Raw genomic sequence first — 17,706 nt, forward strand, 5'->3', positions numbered from 1 at the left:
GGACATGACCAGCGCACAGCGTAATAATCGAGCCCATAAAAAAGGAGCCTCGAAAGGCTCCTTTTTGTACAACCCGATGTGTCAGTCAAACACGCCGAAGGTCATGTAGCTGAACCACGAGCGGTCGCTGTTATTGGCTTCGGACTCGTGTTGCTCTTCTTCGATCACGTCGCCATTTTCATCTTTAGGCTTGAGATCGTTCGGAATCGCGTCCTTGGCGTCCTGGAATTGCTTCTGCACGTCCTGGTTGGCGCGGGTTTCGCCCGGCGGCAGTGGCGGACGGGATTCGATCAGGCCCAGGGTCGCCTTGCTCAACCATGAACGGTTGTCGGCTTCGGCCACCGATGGCACGAACTGACCGTCCACCAGGCTTGGGTGCTTCGGGTAGTTGAGTTTCAGGGTTTCCAGGCTGGTGGCGGCCAGTTCGTCCAGGTGCAGACGCTGGTAGGCCTCTGTCATCACCGCCAGGCCGTCACCGACCGAAGGGGTTTCCTGGAAGTTTTCCACCACGTAGCGACCACGGTTCGCGGCGGCGACATAGGCCTGACGGGTCAGGTAGTAGTCGGCAACGTGAATCTCGTAGGCCGCCAGCAGGTTGCGCAGGTAGATCATGCGCTGCTTGGCGTCCGGCGAGTAGCGGCTGTTGGGGAAACGGCTGGTCAGCTGGGCGAACTCGTTGTAGGAGTCGCGAGCGGCACCCGGGTCACGCTTGGTCATGTCCAACGGCAGGAATCGCGACAGCAGGCCGACGTCCTGATCGAAAGAAGTCAGACCCTTGAGGTAATACGCGTAATCCACGTTCGGGTGCTGCGGGTGCAAACGAATGAAACGCTCGGCAGCAGACTTCGCAGCCTCTGGCTCGGTGTTCTTGTAGTTGGCGTAGATGAGCTCAAGTTGAGCCTGATCGGCGTAGCGACCGAAAGGATAACGCGACTCCAGCGCCTTCAGCTTGGCTGTGGCGGCAGTGTAGCTACTATTGTCCAGATCGTGCTGAGCCTGCTGGTACAGCTCGACCTCGCTCAGGTTTTCGTCTACGACTTCCTTCGATGAGCAAGCAGCGGTCAATGCGAGGATGGCGATCAGCAGCAGGTGTTTCACTTGCATGGCGGCTTGCGTCCCTATGACGGCCGCTGTCTTGGGCGGGGCCGTCCTGTTATGATGAGCGCCCCGTTGAATAGCCTCGGGGCAAAAGACGCCGTATTTAACCACAAGCGCGCAGCCGAAACCAAAGGCTGTGCCGACGCCTAGTCTGAGCATGTCCGATAAAATTGAACTTCGCGCAGAGGTGCCGTCCGAATTGGGCGGCCAACGCCTCGATCAAGTCGCCGCACAATTATTCGCTGAGCACTCGCGCTCGCGCCTTTCCGCCTGGATCAAAGACGGCCGCCTGACTGTGGATGGGGCGGTTATCCGCCCGCGAGACATCGTTCATGGTGGTGCCATTCTTGAACTCACTGCCGAGCAGGAAGCTCAGGGCGAATGGATCGCTCAAGACATCGAGCTGGACATCGTCTATGAAGACGACGACATCCTGGTGATCAACAAACCCGCGGGTCTGGTGGTGCATCCTGCCGCCGGTCACGCGGATGGCACCTTGCTCAACGCCTTGCTGCACCACGTGCCGGACATCATCAATGTGCCCCGCGCCGGTATCGTGCATCGCCTGGACAAGGACACCACCGGTCTGATGGTGGTGGCCAAGACCATTCAGGCGCAGACACAGCTTGTCACGCAATTGCAGAGCCGCAGCGTAAGCCGGATCTACGAGTGCATCGTGATCGGTGTGGTGACTGCCGGCGGCAAGATCAACGCGCCGATCGGTCGTCACGGCCAGCAACGCCAGCGCATGGCCGTGATGGAAGGTGGCAAGCAGGCCGTCAGCCATTACCGCGTGCTCGAGCGTTTCCGCTCCCACACTCACGTGCGGGTGAAGCTGGAAACCGGTCGTACGCACCAGATTCGTGTGCACATGGCCCACATCAACTTCCCGTTGGTCGGAGATCCTGCCTACGGCGGTCGCTTCCGCATTCCGCCGGCAGCCAGTGTGACCATGGTCGAATCGTTGAAGGCGTTCCCGCGTCAGGCGCTGCATGCGCGGTTCCTGGAACTGGATCACCCGACCACCGGTAAACGCATGAGCTGGGAATCGCCACTGCCGGACGATTTCGTCTGGTTGCTGACGCTGCTCAAGCAAGACCGCGAGGCGTTCATCGGATGAGTGACTGGCTGATTCCCGACTGGCCTGCGCCTGCCGGGGTGAAAGCCTGCGTTACCACCCGTGCGGGCGGCGTCAGTCTGGCGCCGTTCGACAGCCTCAACCTCGGCGATCACGTCGATGACAGCCCCGAAGCTGTTGTCGAAAACCGCCGTCGCCTCACCGATCATTTCTCTATTCAACCGGCCTGGTTAAAGCAGGTTCACGGCATTGCCGTGGCCCACGCAGACCCAAGCCTTACGGCCACTGCCGATGCCAGCTGGACGGCAACGCCCGGTATTGCCTGCACGGCGATGACCGCGGATTGCCTGCCGGCATTGTTCTGCGACCGTGCAGGCACTCGCGTCGCGGCGGCCCATGCCGGTTGGCGCGGGTTGGCGGCGGGTGTGCTGGAAGCAACCCTCGACAGCCTGGCCGTGCCGCCAGAAAACGTGCTGGTCTGGCTCGGTCCGGCCATTGGCCCGCAAGCCTTTGAAGTCGGTCCTGAAGTGCGCGAAACCTTCGTCGAGCAATTGCCCGAAGCCGCCAAAGCCTTTGTGTCGAGTGCCAATGCTGGCAAATTCATGGCTGACATCTACGAGCTGGCGCGTTTGCGCCTCGCCGCTCGCGGTGTCACCGCTGTTTATGGTGGCGGTTTCTGCACCGTGACCGATCCACGCTTCTTTTCTTACCGCCGCAGCCCACGCACTGGTCGGTTTGCCTCTTTGATCTGGCTCGAAGACTAAGCTTCGCTGATCTACATCAACTGAACGACGCTTGAAACTCCCAGAATCGACCGCATCTAGTGAGGTATCTGGCAGGTTTCTTCATTCAGGATGATTTATAGGTCCGGCCTGCTCAAAAGGAAGGTGACCCATGCGTATAGACCGTTTAACCAGCAAGTTGCAGTTAGCCTTGTCCGACGCCCAGTCCCTGGCCGTCGGCCTCGATCATCCGGGTATTGAGCCAGCGCATTTGATGCAAGCCATGCTTGAACAGCAGGGTGGTTCGATCAAACCCCTGTTGATGCAGGTGGGCTTCGACGTCAACAGCCTGCGTAAAGAGCTGACCAAAGAGCTCGACCAACTACCAAAAATCCAGAACCCGACCGGCGACGTCAACATGTCACAGGATTTGGCGCGCCTGCTCAACCAGGCCGATCGCTTGGCCCAGCAGAAGGGCGACCAGTTCATCTCCAGCGAGTTGGTGTTGCTCGCCGCCATGGACGAGAACAGCAAGCTCGGCAAATTGTTGCTCGGTCAGGGCGTCAGCAAGAAAGCCCTGGAAAACGCGATCAACAACCTGCGTGGTGGTGAGGCCGTCAACGACGCCAACCACGAAGAGTCGCGCCAGGCACTGGATAAATACACCGTCGACCTGACCAAGCGTGCCGAAGAAGGCAAGCTCGATCCAGTGATCGGCCGTGACGACGAAATTCGCCGGACCATTCAGGTCCTGCAACGCCGTACCAAGAACAACCCGGTGCTGATCGGTGAGCCTGGCGTGGGTAAAACCGCCATCGCCGAAGGTCTGGCCCAGCGCATCATCAACGGCGAAGTGCCGGATGGACTGAAAGGCAAACGCCTGTTGTCCCTGGACATGGGGTCGCTGATTGCCGGTGCCAAGTACCGTGGCGAGTTCGAAGAGCGCCTCAAATCCCTGCTCAACGAACTGTCGAAGCAGGAAGGGCAGATCATTCTGTTCATCGACGAACTGCACACCATGGTCGGCGCCGGTAAAGGCGAAGGCTCGATGGACGCGGGTAACATGCTCAAGCCTGCATTGGCCCGTGGTGAGCTGCACTGCGTCGGCGCGACCACGCTCAACGAGTACCGCCAATATATAGAGAAGGATGCGGCCCTCGAACGGCGCTTCCAGAAAGTGTTGGTGGACGAACCTAGCGAAGAAGACACCATCGCGATTCTGCGTGGCCTGAAAGAGCGCTACGAGGTTCACCACAAAGTGGCGATCACCGACGGCGCGATCATCGCCGCGGCCAAGCTCAGTCATCGCTACATCACTGACCGTCAGTTGCCGGACAAGGCCATCGACCTGATCGACGAAGCAGCTAGCCGCATCCGCATGGAGATCGACTCCAAGCCGGAAGTGCTCGATCGTCTGGAGCGTCGACTGATTCAGCTGAAGGTGGAATCCCAGGCGCTGAAGAAAGAAAGCGACGAAGCCGCGATAAAACGTCTGGAAAAACTCCAGGAAGAAATCGTCCGCCTCGAGCGTGAATACTCGGACCTGGAAGAAATCTGGAACGCGGAAAAAGCCGAAGTCCAGGGTTCTGCGCAGATCCAGCAGAAAATCGAACAGTCCCGTCAGGAACTGGAAGCTGCCCGGCGCAAAGGCGACTTGAACCGCATGGCCGAGCTGCAGTACGGGATCATCCCGGACCTGGAGCGCAGCCTGCAAATGGTCGACCAGCATGGCAAAAGCGAAAACCAGTTGTTGCGCAGCAAGGTGACCGAAGAAGAGATCGCCGAAGTTGTGTCCAAGTGGACCGGCATTCCGGTGTCGAAAATGCTCGAAGGCGAGCGCGACAAGCTGATGAAGATGGAAAGCCTGTTGCACCAACGTGTGATCGGCCAGGACGAAGCGGTGATTGCCGTTTCCAATGCCGTGCGGCGGTCCCGCGCCGGTTTGTCCGACCCGAATCGCCCGAGCGGTTCGTTCATGTTCCTCGGCCCGACCGGTGTCGGTAAAACCGAGCTGTGCAAGGCGCTGGCCGAGTTCCTCTTTGATACGGAAGAGGCGATGGTGCGGATCGACATGTCCGAGTTCATGGAGAAACATTCCGTGGCTCGTCTGATCGGCGCGCCACCAGGCTACGTAGGCTATGAAGAGGGCGGTTACCTGACCGAGGCGGTGCGTCGCAAGCCTTATTCGGTGATCCTCCTGGACGAGGTCGAGAAGGCCCACCCGGACGTCTTCAACATTTTGCTGCAAGTGCTGGAAGATGGCCGACTGACCGACAGTCATGGCCGCACGGTGGATTTCAAAAATACCGTGATTGTCATGACCTCCAACCTCGGTTCGGTGCAGATCCAGGAACTGGTCGGTGATCGTGAGGCGCAGCGTGCGGCGGTGATGGATGCGATTTCCACGCACTTCCGGCCGGAATTCATCAACCGGGTCGATGAAGTGGTGATCTTCGAACCGTTGGCTCGGGATCAGATCGCGGGCATTACCGAGATCCAGTTGGGTCGTCTGCGCAGTCGCCTGACCGAGCGCGAGCTGAAGCTTGATCTCAGCCCTGAGGCCATGGATAAGCTGATCGCGGTGGGTTATGACCCGGTTTACGGCGCACGGCCGCTCAAACGAGCGATCCAGCGCTGGATCGAAAACCCGCTGGCGCAGCTGATTCTGTCCGGTCGTTTCATGCCGGGCGATACCGCCAAGGGTGTCGTGGAAAACGACGAAATCGTCTTCGTCTGAATCCCCGATGGCAGCAAAACCTACGAGGCCTCGCGTTGCGAGGCCTTTTTTTCGCCAGGCTGTTGAACTCTAAGGAAAAGGCTTGTAAAGTGCGCCCCGCAGTAAGTCGCCCTGAAGGGTTCCAGCTCCCCAAGCAGGAATCTGAAATAAGTTGCAAATCATTAACTTGAAAGCAATTTAGGGGGTTGACAGAGGTGCTTAAGATTGTAGAATAGCGCGCCTCAGACACACGAACGCAGCGATGCGAACGGGTCGAAGAGGTGAAGCAAGCTTCACAGTTTTAAATTGAAATATGTAGTTCCGTGATAGCTCAGTCGGTAGAGCAAATGACTGTTAATCATTGGGTCCCAGGTTCGAGTCCTGGTCACGGAGCCAATTTCAAACCGGGGTATAGCGCAGTCCGGTAGCGCGCCTGCTTTGGGAGCAGGATGTCAGGAGTTCGAATCCCCTTACCCCGACCATTTTTGGGTCGTTAGCTCAGTTGGTAGAGCAGTTGGCTTTTAACCAATTGGTCGTAGGTTCGAATCCCACACGACCCACCATTTTTGAAACCAGTTCACGCTGGGATCAGATCTTAAGATCAGAGGCCAAAAGCACTGATCGAAGAAGGCGACTTTTAAAAAGTCGCCTTTTTATTACCGGGGTATAGCGCAGTCCGGTAGCGCGCCTGCTTTGGGAGCAGGATGTCAGGAGTTCGAATCCCCTTACCCCGACCATATTAAAAATCCTCGTATCGAAAGATACGGGGATTTTTTTTGCCTTCGAAAAATGTTCCAGACGCAAAAAACCGCGCTTCTCGACGGAAAAGCGCGGCAGGGTTCTCGGAAGCTTAGGCGCCGTCTTGGTCTTTCAAGTGCTCGAACAAACCTTTTGGCATTTTCTTGCCATTGGCTTCGTAGTTGGCTTTCACGTTATCGAAAGCCTCTTGCTCGTCGATGAAGCCGTCATGGTTGGTGTCGATCTTGTCGAAATTGGACTTTGGCGCGACTTTCAGGAATTCCGCACGGGAAACCTTGCCGTCGCCATCCGTGTCGGTTTTTGCCATCGATGCATCGCCACACTTGCCTTCGCCACATTTGCCTTCTGGGGTCTTCACCACCTGTTCGGCCGAGGCCAGCAGGTAGCCCTGAGTCAGAGGTTGCGAGGCGAACACAGCGCCGGACAACATCATGCCGCCGGCCAAAACAGCGCCGAGCAGACCGATAGTGTTTTTGGTGGTACGGGACATTTCAAATCTCCTGGGTTGCACGACACAACCGTTCGATAAAGGACGCCACGTAAGTGCGGCGATAACCGTAGCTGGCGGGGTGCCTTGCTCGGATGTGGCCATTTAGCGGGCGTGGTGTATCGCTACTGTGTCGCGCAAGGGGGGAGTTTGTAAGCGAAGGGGATGAAACGGCAGGGGAGATACAGTGAGACACAGATATCCAAATCAATGGAGATCAAATGTGGGAGCGAGCTTGCTCGCGATAGCGGTCTGACATTCAGCACATGTGTTGAATGTTAATCCCTCATCGCGAGCAAGCTCGCTCCCACAGGGTGGATGTATGTCAGTGCAGCTTGAGTCGCGGCTCAGTCCCGCGCCCGATCTTGCTCCCCAACATCAACATCGCCGTACGAAACGCGCCATACAACGCCATCTGGTGCATGCGGTACAGCGACACGTAAAACATCCGCGCCAGCCAGCCTTCAAGCATCACGCTGCCGGTGAGGTTGCCCATCAAGTTACCCACAGCCGAAAAACGCGACAGCGAGATCAGCGAGCCGTAGTCGGTGTATTTGTACGCAGGCAGAGGTTTGCCTTCGATTCGCAACTTCAGCGATTTGGCCAGCAACGATGCTTGCTGATGCGCAGCCTGGGCGCGCGGCGGCACATTGCGATCGGTGCCCGGCTGCGGGCAGGCCGCGCAATCACCGAAGGCGAAGATGTTCTCGTCGCGGGTGGTTTGCAGGGTCGGCAGCACTTGCAGCTGATTGATCCGGTTGGTCTCCAGGCCATCGATGTCCTTGAGAAAACCCGGCGCCCGAATCCCGGCCGCCCAGACCTTCAGGCTGGCGTTGATGACTTTGCCATCGGCGGTAACCAGGCTGTCAGCCGTCACCTCACTGACGGCGGCATTGGTCATGACGTTAACCCCGAGTTTCTCCAGGGTTTTATGCACCGGCCCGCCGATACGTTCCGGCAGGGCGGGCAGCACCCGTGGCCCGGCTTCGATCAAGGTGATGTGCATGTTTTCCGGTTTGATCCGGTCCAGGCCGTAAGCCGCCAGTTCATGGGCGGCGTTGTGCAGTTCGGCGGCCAGTTCGACACCGGTGGCACCGGCACCGACGATGGCGACGCTGATCTGCTCGACCTTGTCGGTCTGCCCGGCATGGGCGCGCAGGTAGTGGTTGAGCAATTGCTGGTGGAAGCGCTCGGCCTGTTTACGGGTGTCGAGGAACAGGCAGTGTTGCGCCGCGCCCTGAGTCCCGAAATCGTTGGTGGTGCTGCCGACCGCGATCACCAGCGAGTCATAACCCACTTCGCGCGCCGGGACCAGTTCAATGCCGGCTTCGTCGTAGGTGGCGGCCAGCTGGATTTTCTTCTGTGCGCGATCAAGCCCGCTCATGCGCCCCAGCTGGAACTCGAAGTGGTTCCATTTTGCCTGGGCAACATAGTTGAGTTCGTCTTCGGAAGAGTTCAGCGACCCGGCCGCCACTTCATGCAACAGCGGTTTCCAGATGTGGGTCAGGTTCGCGTCGACCAGCATCACACTGGCCGTGCCGCGCTTGCCCAGAGTCTTACCCAGACGGGTAGCCAACTCCAGACCGCCGGCGCCGCCGCCAACGATGACAATACGATGAGTCATGGGGATATCTCGCAAGGCTAAAAGAAATCGGTGCGATTACCCGAGCGAGCGCGATGCAGCTCATAGCGTCAGGTAACTGATAAGTCGGCTCAACAGGCCTAAACCAATGGTCACTGCCAACACCACCACCAGGAGCATCCACGGCCGGAAAGGCCGGCGCTCGACTTGGTGCTGGGACAGTTGCAGGTACTCTTCGACATGCTTTTGGTCGTCGGGGTTCAGGCGGCTGGTCATATTGTGCCTCGTCAGGGGTAGACGTTGCTGAATGTGTAGAAGCTACAAGCAGGCTGCTGTGTCACACGTTAGCCCACATTGAACGGAGCATAGCCGCTGGCAGGAATGGGCTCGACGCTCACCGTGTCGTCCAGGCGAATGATTCCACTTTGTAACACCCGGGCGGTGATTCCGCCATGTCCGCGAACGGCCTGAAAGGTCCCGGGGCCGAGGTTATTTTCGAGGCGGGCGCAGGGTTGGCACCAGCCGGTGGTTTCGAATATCGCCTGGCCAATCCTGAAACGTCGGCCCTTGAGGCTGAAGAGATTGATGCCGCTGACGACGATGTTGCGCCGCAAATCCTGCGCTAGCACCGGTTGATCCGCCGGGCGGCCCATCAGCGAATTAATCACCGCCAGATGCTCCCATTGCATCAGCGTTACTTGCCGCGCATTGCGTACGCCGGGACGCGCGTGATCACCGGTCAAACCGGCTTCAAGCCGCGCCTCCACGGCATCGAGTTCGATCATTTGAGAACGTGATTGCGGCCGCACGCCGATCCAGCGAATGCGACCCGTTTGCGGCACTTCGGCAATCAGCTCCTGCAATGGACTCACAGGCTGATCCCGACGTCGAACACAATGCTGCGACCCAGGTTGCTGCGCAGGAAATCCGGCGCATCCGGGTGCGCGAACAGCACACGGGCGAAGGTCGGACCGACCAGCGACAACGAACGCCAACCCTGGCGCAGGTATTCGGTCGGCGGCGGGAAGTGGCTGTTGAGGTCCAGCACTTCGCGCTTGAGGCTGGCGAAGGCGATGATGTCCAGTTCGCCCAGGTCCATGCCGCGTTCTTTATAGTTGTGGGCTTTTTTGCGCAAGGTTGGCGCCAGTCTCAGCAAGAATTCATTGGCCGGGATGCGCCGGGGTTTGGCCTCGCGGCGCACCAGCGAACTCAAGGAAAACGCGCTGCGCCTGCGTTGCAGCTCATCGCGCCATTCGTCATTGAGGCGTCGGCCTTCATCGAGCACGAAAAACACTTCGAAACTGGCGTCACGAAACAGCACGTCCGGCGGCTCCCCGGCCGGGGCGAATTCGTCGGCGCGATAGGGAATGTTCAGGCCTTGCAGCAGGCGCTGACAGACCCAACGCTCACGCTCCCATTTGCGGGCATTGGACAGGAACGCGTTGGCTTGCTCGGCCGCGATGGTGAGCAGGCGTAAATAATCTGAGTCATCCATAAGCCCAAGCTTAGCGTTCATTTGCGACAAGCAGAAAGCGTGAAACGTAAACAGGGGCACTGGGCGCTCAGAACGCGCGGTGTAGACTGATGGCCATTACGCACATGCGCTCGAACGAGGAGTTGAACGTGAAATATTGGCCTGTGTTGTTGCTCAGTCTTCTGCCTTTTTGGGTTCAGGCGCTGGAGGTGGGTGAGCGGCTGGCGCCGTGGACCTTGCTTGATCAGTTCGATCAGGCCTTCACACTCGATAACCAGACTCAGACGCTGCTGGTGGCGCGGAGCATGGACGCCGCCAAACTGGTCGCCGCCGCTCTGCAGGACCAGCCCAAGGGCTACCTGGAGGCTCGGCACGCGGTATTTGTCGCGGACATCCAGCGCATGCCTCGACTGATCGCGAAAATGTTCGCTGTACCGGCCATGCGCGATTATGCCTATCGAGTGATGCTTGACCGTGATGGTCGCGTGGCGCCGCGCTATCCCGGGCCTGTGGATAAAGTGCTGTGGTTGCAGCTCAAGGACGGTCAATTGGTGGCTCAGCACGAATACGCCACGGCTGCGCAATTGCGTGAGGCGCTGGAGAAGGCCCTGCGCTGATTGGTACAGAGCGGCTGTGACCGCAGACGCTGACATCTGAATCATCCATCAGCCCGCGCTTAGCGTTCAAATGTGATCGCAATGAAGGCAGTTCATCGGAGAGGTTCCGATCTGCCGGATTTGCGGCCCGCCATCCCCGCAACACTCCTCATACCACGCCCGGTTCAGGGCATTGCACAAAACGGATAACGATCTGCGCAAAGCGGATATTGCCCTGTGCCTGTCGCCTTTACCCTCGGCTATACGGACGTTAGCCGCGTTACCGACGCTCAAAAAAAACAACAACAAGAGAAAAATGCCATGCGCAAGATCGACGTACATGAGGTTATCGACAACGCACGATTCAACCGCTTTCACTGGATGGTGCTGTTCTGGTGTGCCCTGATCATCATTTTCGACGGTTACGATTTGGTGATCTACGGCGTAGTGCTGCCGATGCTGATGAAAGAGTGGGGGCTCAGTCCCTTGCAAGCGGGCGCACTGGGCAGTTATGCACTGTTCGGGATGATGTTTGGTGCACTGTTTTTCGGCCCGCTGTCGGACAAGATCGGCCGCAAAAAAGCCATCACGATCTGCGTGATGCTCTTCAGCGGTTTTACCGTGCTCAATGGTTTCGCCCGTAACCCCACCGAGTTTGGCCTCTGCCGGTTCATTGCTGGCCTGGGCATTGGCGGTGTGATGCCCAACGTTGTGGCGTTGATGAACGAGTACGCGCCGAAGAAAATCCGCAGCACGCTGGTGGCGATCATGTTCAGCGGCTATTCGGTAGGCGGCATGCTCTCGGCGGGGCTCGGTATCGTGCTGATCCCGAGTTCTGGCTGGCAATCGGTGTTTTACGTGGCGGTGCTGCCGTTGCTGTTGTTGCCGTTGATCATGTACTTCCTGCCCGAGTCGGTGGGTTTCATGCTGCGTCAGGGGCGCAATGAAGAGGCGCGCAACATCCTGCAGCGGATTGATCCGGCTTACGTCGCACACGCCAGCGATCTATTGCACATGAGCGAAGTGAAGGGTACCGGCACCCCGGTGTTGCAACTGTTTCGCGAAGGTCGTGCGCTGCGCACGCTGATGTTGTGGCTGGCGTTTTTCTGCTGCTTGCTGATGGTCTACGCCTTGAGTTCCTGGCTGCCAAAACTGATGGCCAACGCCGGTTATAGTCTGGGGTCGAGTCTGTCGTTCCTGCTGGTGCTCAACTTCGGTGCCATTTTCGGCGCGGTCGGCGGCGGCGTTCTGGGAGACAAACTCAACCTGCCGCGGGTGTTGGCGGTGTTCTTCGCCGTGGCTGCGGTGTCGATCACTTTGCTGGGCTTCAACAGCCCGATGCCACTGTTGTACCTGCTGATCGCCATCGCTGGCGCCACGACCATTGGCTCGCAGATTCTGTTGTACGCCTGCGCCGCGCAGTTCTACTCCATGACCATTCGCTCCACCGGTTTGGGCTGGGCGTCGGGCATCGGGCGCAACGGTGCCATCGTCGGACCGCTGCTGGGCGGTGCCTTGCTCGGGATTAGCCTGCCGCTGCAACTGAACTTCATGGCCTTTGCCTTGCCCGGTGCGGTGGCCGCGATTGCCATGACCGTGTTCGCCATCAGCAGTCGGCGCAGTGCTAAACAAGCGCTGTCGGGCCTGCGCCATGGTTCGCTCGACGGGGCTGTTGGCGACGTTTCATGAGAGCGTTAGTCCGGGACTTTTCCCTGTCTGCGGCAGTCGCCGGATTTATCGCCACGGTGATTTCCTACGCAGGCCCGTTGGTGATCATCTTTCAGGCCGCCGAGACCGCGCACCTCTCGCGGGAGGTGCTGTCGTCGTGGATCTGGGCGATTTCCATCGGCAGCGCTGTGCTCGGCATCGGTCTGAGCCTGCGTTACCGCGTCCCGGTGATCATCGCGTGGTCGGCGCCGGGTTCGGCGTTGCTGGTGGCGCTGTTGCCGGGGATCTCCCTGCCGGAGGCGGTGGGTGCGTATCTGGTCAGCAGCCTGATAATTTTTCTGGTCGGGGTGTCGGGGGCGTTTGACCGGATCATCAGCAAACTGCCGGCTGCGATTGCGGCAGCGATGCTGGCGGGGATTCTGTTCAGCTTTGGCACCGGGTTGTTCGTGTCGTTACAGGGCAAGCCGTTGCTGGTGCTGGCGATGTTCGCCACGTACCTGATCTGCAAACGGCTGATGCCGCGGTATGCGGTGTTGATGGTGCTGCTGGTGGGCTGCTCGATGGCTTTTCTCGCCGGTGATTTGCACAGCGAGGCGTTGGTGATCGGGTTGGCCACGCCGGTGTGGATCACGCCTGCGTTCAGCCTGAGCGCGACCCTGAATATCGCCTTGCCGCTGGTGATGGTGGCGCTGACCGGTCAGTTCGTTCCCGGCATGGCGGTGCTGCGCGCCAGCGGTTACGCAACACCGGCCGGCCCGATCATCGCCAGCAGTGCGGTCGGCACGGCGTTGTTGGCACCGTTCGGTTGCCATGGGCTGAATCTGGCAGCCATCACCGCGGCGATTTGTACCGGGCGCGAGGCCCATGAAGATCCCGGCAAGCGCTATGTGGCCGGGGTTGTGGGCGGGCTGTGTTACCTGGTGCTGGGGATCTTCGGCGCCACCCTGGTTTCACTGTTTTCCGCGTTTCCCAAAGAACTGATCGCAGCCCTGGCCGGGCTGGCGCTGTTTGCTGCGATTGCCGGGGCATTGGCCGGCGCAATGGCCGTGCCGAGTGATCGCGAAGCTGCGTTGGTGACCTTTCTGACCACCGCGTCGGGCATGTCGTTGTTGGGTTTGTCCGCTGCATTTTGGGGGCTGATTTTCGGCATGGTCACGCACGTGTTGTTAAACGCCCGTCGTCCCGTTCCCCGCAGCGAATCCGCTGCAGCTGAAGCACTTCAACCTGTCGATCAATAAAAATAAGAGAAAAAACAATGAAACAGATTCTTCCAACCGGTTCAGTGTTGTCCTTGGCTGTTGTCTCGAGTTTCTCCGCCGGTTCGATGGCGGCCGAGGGCGGCTTTATCGAAGACACCACCGCCACCTTGCAAGCACGCAATTACTATTTCAGCCGGGACTTCTCCGACATCGTCGGGGCCAACAAACAGTCGAAGGCTGAAGAGTGGGCGCAGGGGTTCATCCTCAACGTCAAATCCGGTTATACCCAGGGCCCCGTCGGTTTTGGTGTGGATGTCATTGGCCTGCTCGGCCTCAAACTCGACAGCAGCCCGGATCGGGTCAATACCGGTTTGCTGCCGGTGCAGAGTGACGGGCGTGCGGCGAATGATTACAGCCGTCTGGAAGGCGCGTTGAAGGTGCGCGTCTCCAAAACCGAACTGAAGGTGGGTGAGTTGCAACCTAACCTGCCGGTGCTGGCCTTCAGCGATATCCGTTTGCTGCCGCCCAGCTATCAGGGGGCGAGCATCAGCTCAAACGAGATCAATGGCCTGACCTTGCAAGGTGGCCACTTAAGTTCCACCAGCCTGCGCAACGAGGCCGGCGACGAAAAGATGCAAGCCATGCTCGGTCATGTACCGCAGCGTCAGGTCAGCAGTGATGGTTTCAACTTTGCCGGCGCCGATTACGCTTTCAACGATAAACGCAGTTCGGTCAGCGCCTGGTTTGGGCAACTGGAAGATATCTACAACCAGCGCTTTCTCGGGCTCAAGCACAGCCAGCCGTTGGGCAACTGGACCTTGGGCGCCAACCTTGGTTATTACGATTCGCGCGAAGACGGCAAAAAACTGCTGGGTAACATCGACAACCAGGCGTTCTTCTCCTTGCTGTCAGCCAAGCGTGGCGGCCACACGTTCTATGTCGGCTATCAGGGCATGTACGGCGACAGCGCCTTCCCGCGAGTCTTTGCCAACATCAGCCCGCTGGGTAACGAGGTGCCGACCTACGAGTTCGCCTACACCGATGAGCGCTCCTGGCAGGCGCGTTACGACTACGATTTCGCCGCCCTCGGTGTACCGGGGCTGACCAGTACCGTGCGTTACATCACCGGCAACAACGTCGACACCGGCAAGGGGTTTGAAGGCAAGGACCGCGAACGCGATCTGGACATCGGCTATGTGCTGCAGAGCGGCAGCCTCAAAGGCCTCGGGATCCGCGTGCGCAACGCGATGGCTCGCTCCAACTACCGCAGTGATATCGACGAAAACCGCCTGATCCTCAGTTACACATGGACGCTGCTATGAACCCTGAAAAAGAACAGCCACCGCACAAAATCGGCTTGCAGGTCACGCTGGAGCAATTGACCGAGTCCGTGCTGCAAACTGAGGAAGACATGCGCTTTGCCAATCAACTGGCGCGCACGGCAGGTGAACGGGTGAAGGCGAGTGCGCTGAGCATGCAGTCTTCGGCCCGTGTGCTGGAAGATCTGAACCTCTACATGCAGCGTCTGGATCAAGTGTTCGACGAGCTCGGCAGGCAGTCGATGCGCATCGGCGCGATTGTCGGCAGCATCCAGGACATCTCCCGTCAGACCAACTTGTTGGCGTTGAACGCAGCCATTGAGGCGGCGAGGGCGGGCAGCCATGGCCGAGGGTTTGCGGTGGTGGCCGATGAGGTGCGCAATCTCTCGCGTCAGGCAGCGGACTCCAGCGCGCAGATCCGGCAAATCGCTACGGGGCTGGAACAGTCCGCTGAACAGGCCCGCCAAGGTCTTCAGCAGTTGTCCGGCTCTACCCGTCTGGGCCTGGAAAAGGCCGGAGTGGCCCTGCACTCGATGGGCGAACTGCAAAGTGGCGCGGTTGCCAGGGTCGAGGTGGTCGAACGCATCATGGCGCGCCTGTCCGGCCTGCATGATCTGGCCTTGCAGGCGAAACGAATGATCGTGTGAGTCGTGCAGTGCCAGTGATTACAGGTTACTGGTGCAGTCACCCATAACCTCGTACGTCACGCGATGAGTCTGGCCTTGATGATCGACATACTCCATGGCCGCCGGCACAACCCTGCAGGCGGTCGCGGTGTTTGACACTGAAACCACTTCGGCGATGTCCAGCGGCTGTGCCGGGTTGTACGAGGTAGCGGCGGGTTCGTTGCCGGCGGCCATGGCCGAGGTGGCGACAACGGTCAGAAACAGGCTGATCAGGGTTTTCATCTTTCCGTGCTCCGTGTTGATTCCGATACCTGAATTCTAGTCTTTGCCCGCGACTGATAAAGGGGCCAGCGCCTGATGCAGCCTTACATGAAATGTAACAATCACCGCCCGTGGAGGGCTTATGGATCTGCTCAATAACTTGCGGGTGTTCGTCCGCGTGGTGGACTGCGCAAGTTTCACCGCCGCCGCCGATGCGCTGGACCTGTCGACCGCGCAAGTCTCGCGACTGGTGGCCGATCTGGAGCAGCATGTGCAAGCGCGCTTGCTGCAACGCACCACGCGGCGATTGAGACTGACCGAGGCCGGTGAACGCTTTTTGGTGCGCAGTCGGCAAATACTCGAAGAAATGGAGGTGGCCACGGCAGAGGCCCGCGGCGCCCATCTCAAACCGAGTGGACGGCTGCGGGTTCACAGCATGAATGCCTTGGGCGTGCTGATCACGCCATTGATCGCCCGTTACAGCGAGCTTTACCCCAATGTGGTGTTCGAGCTGACGCTGTCGCAGCGCAATCCCGACCCACTGGAGGAAGGGCACGACGTGGTGATTTCGATTGCCCACGAACTGGCCGATTCGCAAATGGTCGCCCAGGCCATCGGGCAGATTTACAGCGTGCCCTGCGCGTCCCCGCACTACCTGCAACGGCGTGGCGTGCCGCGCACACCGATGGCACTGAACGATCATCAGTGCCTGCGCATGCTCGACCCGTTGTACAGCGATGAATGGGTGTTCCGGGACGAAGAGGGCGAGCATGCCGTCAGCCCGGCCAGGACCTTTCAATGCAACGTCGCCGAATCGATGGTCAAGGCGTCGGAATCCGGCATGGGGATCAGCCTGATTCCGTTCTATACCGCGACGCGCCCCTTGAGCGATGGCACCTTGTTGCGCTTGCTGCCGGCCTGGCGCCCTCGTGAGCGCAACGTCTATGCGTTGTACCCGTCGCGGCGTTTTCTCGATGCCAAGGTTCGGACCTGGGTGGACTTTCTCAAGGCCGAATTACCCAAGCTATTCGCTGAACACGAGGCGGTGATGAACGATCCACGGCATTGGGCCTGAAGTCGAAGGGTGAACAAGGGGGGGGTGTAGACTGAGGGCCTGTTCCCTTTCGGCAAGACAAAGGAGTGTGCCCAGCCATGATCGGCGCCGAGTTGCTGTCACCTGAAACCCTCACGGCGGGGTGGTTGATCTATGTACCAGTGCTGATCTGGGCCGTAGCGCGAGCACCGTGGGTCGAACTGTTCAGCGACAGTCGCCGCCAGCATCTGTTGTTCGGCACGGTGTTCGCGCTGTTCATGCTCTGGCTGGTGCGACAAGACTTCGACACCGGCGTGTCCTACCACTTTATCGGCATGACCGCCGTGACCCTGTTGCTCGACTGGCCGCTGGCGATTGTCGGCGGGTTGGTCGCGCAAGCGGGATTAGTGCTGCTCGGGCGGCAAGATCTGGCGGCGATGGGGGTCAACGGCGCGCTGCTGATTCTGCTGCCGGTGCTGGTCACCGAATGCTGCGCCATCCTGGTGGAGCGAGCGCAGCCACGTAATCCCTTTGTGTATATCTTCGTGTCCGGTTTTTTTGCAGCGGCGCTGTCGGCGTTGCTGTGCCTGCTGCTGGCGCTGTGGCTGCTGTGGTTCGACGAACGTTTCGCCATGCCGTATTGGCTGGAAGATTTTGTCGGTTATCTGTGGCTGCTGATTTTCCCGGAAGCGTTCATCAACGGCATGGTGGTCAGCGCGCTGGTGGTGTTTTGCCCCGAGTGGCTGGAGACGTTCAATCGCACGCGCTACCTTTCGGCACCCTGGAAAGACGACGATCCCAAATCTTGATCCACATCAAAGGCAAAAATCGCTCACGAATCCATGCTCTGGAAAACCTTCAGGAGCATCGAAATGAGTGTCTACGAATGGGCAAGGCAGGAGTTGCGTCAGAGTCTGGATGGGGCGCAGGAAGTGGGGTTTGATCCGGGGTTGAGCCTGCGTGCCTTGCTCAGTGCAGTGGTGCAACAGAGCAAGGCAATGCGCAGCGCCGAAGACCTGGCCGATGAGTTGCGTTTTCTTGCGGAAAACCTCGATGACAGCCAGGACTACGGTTTTATGCGGCCTTGA

At 59.2% G+C, this 17,706-nt stretch carries 18 protein-coding genes and 4 tRNA genes; 15 read left to right on the forward strand and 7 right to left on the reverse strand.

The window, feature by feature from the left end; all coding sequences use genetic code 11:
- Nucleotides 1-81: 81 nt before the first annotated feature.
- Nucleotides 82-1,104, reverse strand: coding sequence for an outer membrane protein assembly factor BamD (locus MO767_RS09445; protein ID WP_282480257.1), 1,023 nt, complete (start codon nucleotides 1,102-1,104; stop codon nucleotides 82-84).
- Between the two features lie 151 nt (nucleotides 1,105-1,255).
- Here MO767_RS09445 and rluD point away from each other — a divergent pair, with 151 nt between their 5' ends.
- The 7 genes from rluD to MO767_RS09480 all read left to right on the forward strand — a co-directional run bounded on the left by rluD (nucleotide 1,256) and on the right by MO767_RS09480 (nucleotide 6,351).
- Nucleotides 1,256-2,218 (forward strand): 23S rRNA pseudouridine(1911/1915/1917) synthase RluD, encoded by a 963-nt coding sequence (gene rluD, locus MO767_RS09450; RefSeq protein ID WP_140681055.1) that lies wholly within the window; start codon nucleotides 1,256-1,258, stop codon nucleotides 2,216-2,218.
- Nucleotides 2,215-2,940, forward strand: a complete 726-nt coding sequence (pgeF, locus tag MO767_RS09455; protein WP_282480258.1) for a peptidoglycan editing factor PgeF — start codon at nucleotides 2,215-2,217, stop codon at nucleotides 2,938-2,940. Before rluD ends, pgeF begins: the two co-directional genes overlap by 4 nt.
- Nucleotides 2,941-3,070: 130 nt before the next feature.
- On the forward strand, nucleotides 3,071-5,635 hold the full coding sequence (gene clpB / locus MO767_RS09460) for an ATP-dependent chaperone ClpB (RefSeq protein ID WP_282480259.1): 2,565 nt from the start codon (nucleotides 3,071-3,073) through the stop codon (nucleotides 5,633-5,635).
- A gap of 299 nt (nucleotides 5,636-5,934) precedes the next feature.
- Nucleotides 5,935-6,010 (forward strand) — tRNA-Asn (locus MO767_RS09465).
- 9 nt (nucleotides 6,011-6,019) lie between these two features.
- A tRNA-Pro gene (locus MO767_RS09470) sits at nucleotides 6,020-6,096 on the forward strand.
- 5 nt (nucleotides 6,097-6,101) lie between these two features.
- Nucleotides 6,102-6,177: transfer RNA gene (locus MO767_RS09475), tRNA-Lys, on the forward strand.
- Nucleotides 6,178-6,274: 97 nt separating this feature from the next.
- Nucleotides 6,275-6,351, forward strand: a tRNA-Pro gene (locus MO767_RS09480).
- 113 nt (nucleotides 6,352-6,464) lie between these two features.
- On the opposite strand, the gene MO767_RS09485 is transcribed toward MO767_RS09480, so the two are convergent.
- From MO767_RS09485 to MO767_RS09505, 5 genes are all read right to left on the reverse strand, one after another.
- On the reverse strand, nucleotides 6,465-6,863 hold the full coding sequence (locus MO767_RS09485) for a hypothetical protein (protein WP_046048811.1): 399 nt from the start codon (nucleotides 6,861-6,863) through the stop codon (nucleotides 6,465-6,467).
- A gap of 322 nt (nucleotides 6,864-7,185) precedes the next feature.
- Nucleotides 7,186-8,484: an NAD(P)/FAD-dependent oxidoreductase gene (locus MO767_RS09490; RefSeq protein ID WP_282480260.1), complete on the reverse strand. Its 1,299-nt coding sequence runs from the start codon at nucleotides 8,482-8,484 to the stop codon at nucleotides 7,186-7,188.
- 60 nt (nucleotides 8,485-8,544) lie between these two features.
- Complete coding sequence (locus tag MO767_RS09495) at nucleotides 8,545-8,718, reverse strand: DUF3094 domain-containing protein (RefSeq protein ID WP_008154890.1); 174 nt, start codon at nucleotides 8,716-8,718, stop codon at nucleotides 8,545-8,547.
- Between the two features lie 68 nt (nucleotides 8,719-8,786).
- On the reverse strand, nucleotides 8,787-9,314 hold the full coding sequence (locus tag MO767_RS09500; RefSeq protein WP_282480261.1) for an MOSC domain-containing protein: 528 nt from the start codon (nucleotides 9,312-9,314) through the stop codon (nucleotides 8,787-8,789).
- Nucleotides 9,311-9,937 (reverse strand): DUF1780 domain-containing protein, encoded by a 627-nt coding sequence (locus tag MO767_RS09505; RefSeq protein ID WP_008154887.1) that lies wholly within the window; start codon nucleotides 9,935-9,937, stop codon nucleotides 9,311-9,313. Before MO767_RS09505 ends, MO767_RS09500 begins: the two co-directional genes overlap by 4 nt.
- Nucleotides 9,938-10,065: 128 nt before the next feature.
- Here MO767_RS09505 and MO767_RS09510 point away from each other — a divergent pair, with 128 nt between their 5' ends.
- The 5 genes from MO767_RS09510 (at nucleotide 10,066) to MO767_RS09530 (ending at nucleotide 15,345) form a co-directional block, all read left to right on the forward strand.
- Complete coding sequence (locus MO767_RS09510) at nucleotides 10,066-10,533, forward strand: FAD/FMN-containing dehydrogenase (protein WP_282480262.1); 468 nt, start codon at nucleotides 10,066-10,068, stop codon at nucleotides 10,531-10,533.
- Nucleotides 10,534-10,833: 300 nt separating this feature from the next.
- Entirely contained in the window at nucleotides 10,834-12,201 is a 1,368-nt protein-coding gene (locus tag MO767_RS09515) for an aromatic acid/H+ symport family MFS transporter (protein WP_282480263.1), read from the forward strand.
- Nucleotides 12,198-13,418: a benzoate/H(+) symporter BenE family transporter gene (locus tag MO767_RS09520; protein WP_282480264.1), complete on the forward strand. Its 1,221-nt coding sequence runs from the start codon at nucleotides 12,198-12,200 to the stop codon at nucleotides 13,416-13,418. Before MO767_RS09515 ends, MO767_RS09520 begins: the two co-directional genes overlap by 4 nt.
- Nucleotides 13,419-13,435: 17 nt before the next feature.
- On the forward strand, nucleotides 13,436-14,701 hold the full coding sequence (locus MO767_RS09525; protein ID WP_282480265.1) for an OprD family porin: 1,266 nt from the start codon (nucleotides 13,436-13,438) through the stop codon (nucleotides 14,699-14,701).
- Nucleotides 14,698-15,345, forward strand: a complete 648-nt coding sequence (locus MO767_RS09530) for a methyl-accepting chemotaxis protein (RefSeq protein WP_282480266.1) — start codon at nucleotides 14,698-14,700, stop codon at nucleotides 15,343-15,345. The genes MO767_RS09525 and MO767_RS09530 overlap by 4 nt, the downstream gene beginning before the upstream one ends.
- Nucleotides 15,346-15,363: 18 nt before the next feature.
- On the opposite strand, the gene MO767_RS09535 is transcribed toward MO767_RS09530, so the two are convergent.
- A complete protein-coding gene (locus MO767_RS09535) occupies nucleotides 15,364-15,606 on the reverse strand; it encodes a DUF2790 domain-containing protein (RefSeq protein ID WP_282480267.1) in 243 nt (80 codons plus the stop codon).
- A gap of 121 nt (nucleotides 15,607-15,727) precedes the next feature.
- Between MO767_RS09535 and MO767_RS09540 the strand changes: the two genes are divergently transcribed.
- The 3 genes from MO767_RS09540 (at nucleotide 15,728) to MO767_RS09550 (ending at nucleotide 17,706) form a co-directional block, all read left to right on the forward strand.
- Nucleotides 15,728-16,660: a LysR family transcriptional regulator gene (locus MO767_RS09540; RefSeq protein ID WP_282480268.1), complete on the forward strand. Its 933-nt coding sequence runs from the start codon at nucleotides 15,728-15,730 to the stop codon at nucleotides 16,658-16,660.
- Nucleotides 16,661-16,737: 77 nt separating this feature from the next.
- Nucleotides 16,738-17,427 carry an energy-coupling factor ABC transporter permease gene (locus MO767_RS09545; protein WP_008153325.1) on the forward strand — a complete coding sequence of 230 codons (690 nt, stop codon included), beginning with the start codon at nucleotides 16,738-16,740 and terminating at the stop codon, nucleotides 17,425-17,427.
- 63 nt (nucleotides 17,428-17,490) lie between these two features.
- Nucleotides 17,491-17,706, forward strand: coding sequence for a hypothetical protein (locus MO767_RS09550; protein WP_282480269.1), 216 nt, complete (start codon nucleotides 17,491-17,493; stop codon nucleotides 17,704-17,706).

Source organism: Pseudomonas sp. UYIF39, assembly GCF_029963765.1.
Lineage (GTDB): Bacteria > Pseudomonadota > Gammaproteobacteria > Pseudomonadales > Pseudomonadaceae > Aquipseudomonas.

Excerpts from the sequence above, each read along its gene's own strand:
- MO767_RS09445 (WP_282480257.1), bottom strand. The coding sequence starts at position 1,104 with ATGCAAGTGAAACACCTGCTGCTGATCGCCATCCTCGCATTGACCGCT.
- MO767_RS09485 (WP_046048811.1), bottom strand. The coding sequence starts at position 6,863 with ATGTCCCGTACCACCAAAAACACTATCGGTCTGCTCGGCGCTGTTTTG.
- MO767_RS09515 (WP_282480263.1), top strand. The coding sequence starts at position 10,834 with ATGCGCAAGATCGACGTACATGAGGTTATCGACAACGCACGATTCAAC.
- MO767_RS09540 (WP_282480268.1), top strand. The coding sequence starts at position 15,728 with ATGGATCTGCTCAATAACTTGCGGGTGTTCGTCCGCGTGGTGGACTGC.
- MO767_RS09535 (WP_282480267.1), bottom strand. The coding sequence starts at position 15,606 with ATGAAAACCCTGATCAGCCTGTTTCTGACCGTTGTCGCCACCTCGGCC.
- clpB (WP_282480259.1), top strand. The coding sequence starts at position 3,071 with ATGCGTATAGACCGTTTAACCAGCAAGTTGCAGTTAGCCTTGTCCGAC.
- MO767_RS09545 (WP_008153325.1), top strand. The coding sequence starts at position 16,738 with ATGATCGGCGCCGAGTTGCTGTCACCTGAAACCCTCACGGCGGGGTGG.
- MO767_RS09505 (WP_008154887.1), bottom strand. The coding sequence starts at position 9,937 with ATGGATGACTCAGATTATTTACGCCTGCTCACCATCGCGGCCGAGCAA.
- rluD (WP_140681055.1), top strand. The coding sequence starts at position 1,256 with ATGTCCGATAAAATTGAACTTCGCGCAGAGGTGCCGTCCGAATTGGGC.
- pgeF (WP_282480258.1), top strand. The coding sequence starts at position 2,215 with ATGAGTGACTGGCTGATTCCCGACTGGCCTGCGCCTGCCGGGGTGAAA.
- MO767_RS09495 (WP_008154890.1), bottom strand. The coding sequence starts at position 8,718 with ATGACCAGCCGCCTGAACCCCGACGACCAAAAGCATGTCGAAGAGTAC.
- MO767_RS09550 (WP_282480269.1), top strand. The coding sequence starts at position 17,491 with ATGAGTGTCTACGAATGGGCAAGGCAGGAGTTGCGTCAGAGTCTGGAT.
- MO767_RS09530 (WP_282480266.1), top strand. The coding sequence starts at position 14,698 with ATGAACCCTGAAAAAGAACAGCCACCGCACAAAATCGGCTTGCAGGTC.
- MO767_RS09520 (WP_282480264.1), top strand. The coding sequence starts at position 12,198 with ATGAGAGCGTTAGTCCGGGACTTTTCCCTGTCTGCGGCAGTCGCCGGA.
- MO767_RS09525 (WP_282480265.1), top strand. The coding sequence starts at position 13,436 with ATGAAACAGATTCTTCCAACCGGTTCAGTGTTGTCCTTGGCTGTTGTC.
- MO767_RS09490 (WP_282480260.1), bottom strand. The coding sequence starts at position 8,484 with ATGACTCATCGTATTGTCATCGTTGGCGGCGGCGCCGGCGGTCTGGAG.